This window comes from Sagittula marina, from assembly GCF_014196795.1.
GTDB classification, from domain to species: domain Bacteria; phylum Pseudomonadota; class Alphaproteobacteria; order Rhodobacterales; family Rhodobacteraceae; genus Sagittula; species Sagittula marina.
The window spans coordinates 22,414-29,723 of sequence record NZ_JACIEJ010000022.1 but is presented as its reverse complement, the minus strand read 5'-3'; the positions used below and the strand labels follow the sequence as shown (position 1 = coordinate 29,723).

Below are 7,310 nucleotides of genomic sequence, written 5' to 3'. Positions count from 1 at the left end.
TTCTACAATCCGCGACGCCGACACTCAGCGTTGGGCTGGAAAAGCCCTGTCGCGTTCGAGCGGAAGGTGGCCTAAACGAGCACCTGGGGCGGCACCAAAGCGCGACAGGTCCAGACCACCCGGCGGGAGAACAAGTCCAGCACGACGGCGACATAGAGCCATCCTTGGGCGATCCAGATGTAGGTGAAATCGGACAGCCACTTCTGGTTCGGGCGATCCGCTTCGAAGTCCCGATCGAGAATGTTGTCGGCAATCACCGATCATTCACCACCGTCTCCTAGCTTTCCGCGCCGTTTTGGACGTGCTCTCAATGCGTTCTGGCGCATCAGCCGCTCGATCCGGTGGAGGCCGCACCTCAGTCCCTCTTCGAGGACATCATGCCAAACGCGGCGGGCACCATAGGTTCGGTCGCTGGCCTTGAAGCTCGTGCCGGTGGCCGCGACGAGCTTTGCATCAAGGATCGCCCGGTCACTGAGAGGGCGATTGAGCCACGCATGGAAGCCCGAGCGCGACACCTCCAGAACCTCGCACAGCCAGCTGACCGGTTAGATATGCCGGTGCTTCGCGATGCAGGCGAACCTCATGTCGCTTCCCTCGCGAAGTATGCAGCGGCCTTTTTAAGATGTCACGCTCCGCCTTGAGCTTGGCGACCTCCTTCTTCAAGACTGCGATCTCGGCCAGATCAGCACGCTGCTGGCCATTGTCGGGGAACGCTATGACGGGTGCCGGCGATGCCTCCTGCATCCAACGTCGCAGCACGCTCTCGGCCAGATCCAGATCCCGGGCTGCTTGGGCCACCGCAACGCCCCGTTCTGTCACCAGCTTCACAGCCTCAAACTTGAACTCCTTCGTGAACTTCCCCTTACCATGTCTGATCTCCGTTTCTGTGATCACGATCTTATCTTCGTGTCCACGAAACCGGCAGAAGCTCAATGAGGTCTGAAGCAGGCTCTCATTTTACAACTCAGGTTCGCGCGTAGATGTCTTCATAGCGGACGATGTCGTCCTCGCCGAGGTAGCTGCCAGTCTGCACCTCGATCAGCACCATCGGCAGCTTGCCGGGGTTTTCCATGCGATGCACGGCGCCAAGCGGAATGTAGACGGACTGGTTCTCGGTGATCAGCTTCACCTCTTCGTCCACGGTCACCTTGGCCGTGCCCTGAACGACGATCCAATGTTCGGACCGGTGATGGTGACTTTGCAAGGACAGCGCTGCTCCGGGGTTCACGTGGATACGCTTCACCTGAAAGCGGTCTGACAACGCCAGCGTTTCGTACCAGCCCCATGGGCGGCGATCGACCGGAAATTCCAGCGCCTGCTTGGCCTCGCGGCCCTTGAGCACCTTCACCGCCTGTTTGACGTTTTGCGAAGACGACATGTCCGCCACCATGACCGCGTCACGCATGGCCACAGCCACGATGTTTTTCAATCCGATGCCCACCAGCTCCTGATCAGGGGCTTCGGCGCGCAGCAGGCTGTCGTGACAGTCCAGCGCTGTGGCTGCACCGGTGATCGCATTGCCGTTGCCGTCTTTCTCGGATTCCAGCCAGACGGATTCCCATCCCCCCAGGTCCGTCCAATGGCCATCATAGCGCACCGCGGAGAGGTTCCCGGCCTTTTCCATCACGGCAAAGTCGATGGATTCATCCTCGACCCCGGCCCAGAGCGGCGGGTCGATGCGGGTGAAGGAGAGATCTCCCTTGGCGGCCTCCATCGCTTTGTGGACCTGGTCCAGCATGTCCGGCGCGTGGGTCTTGAAAGCCTCCAGAAGAACGCGGGCCTTTGTCAGAAAGACACCTGCGTTCCACAGGTAGCGGCCATCGGCAAAGAGTTCTTCGGCGCGGGCCTGGTCGGGCTTTTCGATGAAGCGTTCCAGCCGGTAGATACCGTCGTCGCAGTCGCCGGTTTCCAGCCAGCCATAACCGGTTTCTGCGCGGGAAGGGGCGATACCAAAGGTTACGATCTGTCCCCGTGAGGCGGCTGCGTTGCCCATCATCACGGTTTCCCGGAACAGTTCAGGCTGGGGAATCGCGTGATCGGACGGCACCAGCAGGATTGTGGCCTCGGGGTCCTGTGCGATGGCAAAGAGCGCGGCCGCACAGGCGGCAGGCGCCGTGTTGCGCCCTTCGGGTTCGATCAGGATGCCGGCAGGTGTCACACCGATCTCGTCGAGCTGTTCGGTCACGATAAAGCGGAAAGGATCGCCGGTGATGACCAAGGGGGCGGCGAACCCTTCCCCGCAGAAACGCTTTGCCGAGGCCTGGAACAGGCTGTCATCGCCGATCACATCGGTGAATTGCTTCGGATAGGATTTGCGCGAAAGTGGCCAGAGCCTTGTGCCGGACCCCCCGCAAAGCAGGACGGGAAAGATCATTTTGGGATATCCTTTGATGTTTTGAATACAGGCTTAATCTTTTGGGGAGCGGTTTCTATCGCCATGAGACGACCTTTGGACGGTCGTTGACACACGTCTCGGAAGAAACACCAAGAGCCGTCCAAAACCAGGCGGATGCCCGTTTTCGGTATGGCGCCGACACGCAGGGGCGGCCTCGGCCACAAGTGGGCACTATGGCGGAGAGATCATGCGTCACAGCGGTGTGTCCTGCACGGCGTTCAGAAGAACGTAGTCTGCGGCAAAGGTGGTTTCGACCGCATGGCGCATGGCGTCGTCATAAAAAGAAGCCTTCGACAGCTTTGGCCCGGCGGCGATCCTGGCGGGGGTCAGATCCTGCGCATTTGCCACATCTTCGCCCCGGCCGGACCCGGTCACATTGCGGGGCTGCCTGCCAAGCTTCATGCCGGCACGCTCTTCGAGAACTTCCATCAGCTGGCCTATTTGGTCGATACGGAACAGCGCATCATACCGAAGGCCTTCGAGATACAGGGCTTGTGGTCGCCAGTGCGGGTCCAGGGTCGCGGCTTCTGCATGGGTGACATAATCAATGAACGCGCGAAAGGTGATGCCCTCGTCGAAGTCGACTTTCTTGCGATTGGCTGCGAGTTGAACGGGGGCGACAACGGATTTCGTATGGTGAATGTTGGCGGGCTGAAGCCGGCCCATGACAAATTTTTCGATATAGGCCGAAAGCAGCCGCTCCATCGGGTCGCGTAGCACTGCAAACCTGAAATAGTCGGGACCCTGGCGCATCTGGTTCACTTCGGGAGGCTCGTAGTCACTGAACTGCAGCCCTGTGCGAACGTGATCCGTCAGGAAATGGATGTCCTTCAATATATGCGCGATATGTGGAGGACGCGCCGTGCGCGCCACTTCGGATTTCAGGAAAGTGCAGGCGTTCTTGCCGATCGGGCAATAGACAAGTTTCGCAGGCTGGCTCACCATGATCTGGCGCAGTGGCCAGGGGTATGGCTTCTTTATGGAGCGCGGACTGTCGCGGAATTCCCTGGATTTTTCCAAGGTGCGATGCAGGGCCTGCACCCCGCCCGATCCTAGTTGTGGTGGCGTGTTAGGATTGGGGGCACGTCCCAGAAACAACCGGAACGCAGTCACCACCTCTGGAGGCGTGGTCGACATGGGCAAGGGCGTTGTGGACATGGATAGGCCGCTTTCAAAAACTTGGGTCGTGCTGATGACCGCCCGTCGCAGCGGCCTTGCCAGAGCATTTTCGAGTCAGGGAACCCCCCTTGGCGCATGCCGCGTCAGGCTCCGGCTGGAACGCAGGTCTTTTCCGACCAGGGCCCCCTGCCTCTTATGCGTGGCACCTGCAGATGTCATGTTGCGCTCATCTTTCTGTCTTGCCGTGCAGCACATGCATAGAGCTTGTTGTCCCAGAGTGTGAAGGCATCAAGGAGCTTTGCCTGAGTGTCGCTCAGACGGTCACGTTCCTTGGCAAAGGCTTCGCCGGGGGCGACGGTTTCCCCAGCCGGCGCTGCGTTGGCGCGGACATCTTTGAGTTTATCAAGCACGCCGCGATCCACCAGCCGCTGCAAGAACGGATCGAAGTTCTCGACCAGGCCATACATCATGTCGGGAGCAAACAGATGTTCGCATGCTCTCAGGTAAACGCGCGTGTCGACGGGCGTGGTGTCCATAGGCCCAGCCAGACGCCGCACCTGGCCGTTGTCCACTTCGCGCCGCAAGACGGTCTCTGTGCTCGCCAGTTCGAGAAAGGCTCCGAAATCCGGCGCTTCGGTGTTCACGGCATCGTAGTAGCGGTGGTCCGGGGTGCGTTGAATGTAGCGGTAAAAGCTGAACAACCGGGGGCCGGGACTGCGCAGGACGGCCAGATACAAGACCGGTCGGGTCAGCAGCCGGCCCAGCCCATGGGTCGTATGCCCAACCACCACCCCTATGCGGCCGCGATCCTGGCGAGACATGGCTGAAATCTGCTTTTCCGGACGGCCTTCGTTGGCATTGATCCGTGCACTTTGAGGGTAGAGCGTCATGAGATGGGTGTTCAGGCTGCTTCCGGCGCTCTTGGGAATGTGCAGGTGGACCACGGTAACCTTGGCGCGATCAATGGGCCAGGGCGGGACCGCCCCGGGCTCCCGTCCGGCAATGCGACGGAGTATCCGGGGCAGACCTGACAAAAGGGGGGACGGACCCTTTGTCTTTGACGTCAGCGCCATACGGTCGAAAAATTCGTCAGAGTCGAAAAGCATCTCCCGCAGTTGCGGCAGAGTGATCTGACGCGCTTCCATTGCGTCCAGCCGCTTGGCGGGGGGAGGGCGATCGAGCACCAGCTGAAAAGCCAGAGTGATCTTATCCCGGCTGAGAGGGCGCGCATCGGGGCGCGCGTCTGTGGGGAGGGCCCGGTTCGAAGCCTCAGCTCCTCTTTGTGGCCCTAAGCGGGTCAAGAGGCACACCGGCGCTGGTCTATGTCCGCCAGAATCTGGTGAATCCGGGTCGCATAACGCTGGCCGATGGCCGCCTCGGAAAACTCCGTCTGCACCTTGTGACGCGCGGCAACGGCGCGTTTGGCGCATTCGGCGGGATCGTCCTTCATGGCGCGCATCTGGCGGGCGGCGTGGTCCGCGTCCGGTTCCGCCCATTTCTGGCCGGGCCGCACAAAGATGTAATCCTGCGGTCCCAGCTCCTTGAGCTCATAGTCCACCAGCCAGCAGGTCTCCGGCGTGCAGAAATCCATATTGCCGGAATAGGCGGTGGCCAGCACCGGCACGCCAAGGTTCATCGCCTCGATCATGCCAAAGCCCCAGCCTTCGGATTTATGCAGCGAGATATAGGCGTCGGCGCCTTTCTTGAGCTTCAGCAGGTCAGTGTATTGCAGGGTCTCGTCGATCAGCACGATACGGCTGTCGGCGGCCAGCGCCTCGTCCACCTGTTCCCAGATCGCGATCTGCGTCGGATCGGCCACGCGCGTGCGGTTCTGGGTCTTGATCACCAGCCGCACGTCGTCGTCACCGCCCTGCGGAAAGGCCTTGGCAAAGGCTTTGAGCACGCCCAGAGGATTCTTGCGCTGCACGAAGGAAAAGCTGTCGAAGGTCACCATGAAGGTGAAGACGTCGCGCCCGATGTTTGCCGTCTTTTGCAGGAAGGCGCGGGCCTCGCCTGCGGGAATGTCCGGCAGCGCCTCAAAGCTCATGCCGACATTGGTGACGGGCACGTCCACATGCGGCTGGAAAATCGACACGCCAAACTCGGTGGAGACCCAGATCTCGTCGAGCATGTCCATGCCGAGGTAGTGACAGGCGCCGGGGCTGTCGAGCTCCCAGTAGAAATAGCCGATGTTGTAGGCCCCGGTAAAAACGTCCGGCTGGTAGGCGGCGGCCAGCGGGATGGCCTCGGCGTTCAGGTGGAAGAGGTTCACCTTGGCGCGGGTGTAGTCCGACACCACGGCGGCACGGCTGAACCCCTCCGGCGCGGGGTTGTCGAGACCGAAATCGACCGTGTTGATCGCCACCCCGGCGCTTACCAGCGCGCTGGCCGACAGGCGGGTCGCCTGCCCAAGCCCACTGGCCTTGGCAAAGGGACCGATCACCTGCACATCGACCGTGTCCGCCTTCGGCAGCGGCGGCAGCGTGGCACATTCGGCGCGGTGACCCTCGGAGGTGAAGGTCAAAAAGCGCATGGTGTCGAGGTCAAAGCCCTGCTGGCGCAAGGCGCGGGCATATCCGGAGCGGTCAAGATTGCTGGCAGGCAGGCCCATCTGGGTACAGAACTGGGCCAAAGGCGAGGGACCGTGGCCATTGGGGGTCAGGGCTGCCTCCAGCGCGGGGCGGGGAATATAGCGCAGGAAGTCCGGGCGCGGCACCGCCAGCAGCAAAAGCGCGCAGGTCAGATCGCGGCGCGCGTCCTCCTGTGTCAGGTTCAGGTCGGCGATTTCCGGTGTTTCCGCATATTGCCGCAGCATGAACTCGGATGGGGCGTAGGTCATGCCCTGCCGCTCCGGTGGCACGCTGCGCAGCAGGTCAATGTAGCTGGCGGGCACGAGGCAGTCCTCGCAATGAATCGCTTCTGCCTGATTGACTGACCACCAATAGACGGCCCAGACGTACCAGTCCTGGGCGTTGAAATTCATGGAATTGCGGATCGGCTGAACGTCAGGAAGAAAAAACCACGCCGCCCGGCTGAGGCTGTTGCGTTGCCCGCCGATCACCACGGGTTCGTTCAGCCAGTCGATGACCGGCCTGGTCAAGGGCACCCGCAGCCCGCCGCGCATGGCGGCATAGGCGCTGAGGTATCGCTTGTAAAAGTGTGCGATGTCGTCCGGGTGTCCGGCCGTGTCGAACTGTTCGTCCAGCCGGTCGCGGTAGCGGATGTATTCGGCATAGCCAAACATCAGCTCGGGGAGCTGGACCTCGGGATCAAGGTAGTCGGTGCGCGAAAACAGTCTCTGTTGCGCCGCAGATGTGCCGGGCGCCCTGGGCGGCGGTGCAAGATCCCCGCTGCGTGACAACAAAGCGGCAAGCACCTGCGCCCCGCCATATAGCCTGCGCTGCAGGGGCGACAGCCAGCCGGGCATGGGCTTGCCGTCTGCATCGCCAGAGGTTCGGGTGTCGCTCAGGTGATGTTTGCCAAGAAGCTGTGTGCTGGCGCCGCTCAGGACACGGATCTCGACCTGCCCGCCGTTTAGTGTCGCCAGACGGACCAGATCCGCGGTGAGCGGGATCGAGAAGCCATGACAGCCATCGCCTATGCCCGCCCGTTCCAGATCGCCGCGATAGATGTTGGCCGAGGCTTCGTGGATGCGCGCGCCCTGAACATACAGTCCCACGCGCATGTACTGATCGGGCGTGCGCAAGGACTGGACCCAGCCCTGCAGCATATCACCCATGATTCCATCCACGTTGCCGCGGAAGCCACCCAGACGGGCATGCAGTCTGTGGAGACT

The 7,310-nt window shown here is 61.5% G+C and carries 4 protein-coding genes and 1 pseudogene; all 5 read right to left on the bottom strand.

The window, feature by feature from the left end; translation table 11 throughout:
- Positions 1 to 77 precede the first annotated feature (77 nt).
- Positions 78 to 876 (bottom strand): annotated as a pseudogene (locus tag GGQ68_RS24520) (IS3 family transposase); the annotation flags it as partial.
- Positions 877 to 964: 88 nt separating this feature from the next.
- Positions 965 to 2,374: a mannose-1-phosphate guanylyltransferase/mannose-6-phosphate isomerase gene (locus GGQ68_RS23135; protein WP_183970234.1), complete on the bottom strand. Its 1,410-nt coding sequence runs from the start codon at positions 2,372 to 2,374 to the stop codon at positions 965 to 967.
- A gap of 213 nt (positions 2,375 to 2,587) precedes the next feature.
- The gene (locus GGQ68_RS23130) at positions 2,588 to 3,553 is read right to left on the bottom strand and encodes a sulfotransferase family 2 domain-containing protein (protein WP_183970232.1); all 966 of its coding nucleotides are present in this window, start codon (positions 3,551 to 3,553) and stop codon (positions 2,588 to 2,590) included.
- 176 nt (positions 3,554 to 3,729) lie between these two features.
- Entirely contained in the window at positions 3,730 to 4,659 is a 930-nt protein-coding gene (locus GGQ68_RS23125; RefSeq protein ID WP_183970230.1) for a sulfotransferase family 2 domain-containing protein, read from the bottom strand.
- 152 nt (positions 4,660 to 4,811) lie between these two features.
- On the bottom strand, positions 4,812 to 7,253 hold the full coding sequence (locus tag GGQ68_RS23120; RefSeq protein WP_183970228.1) for a glycosyltransferase: 2,442 nt from the start codon (positions 7,251 to 7,253) through the stop codon (positions 4,812 to 4,814).
- Between the last annotated feature and the right edge of the window lie 57 nt (positions 7,254 to 7,310).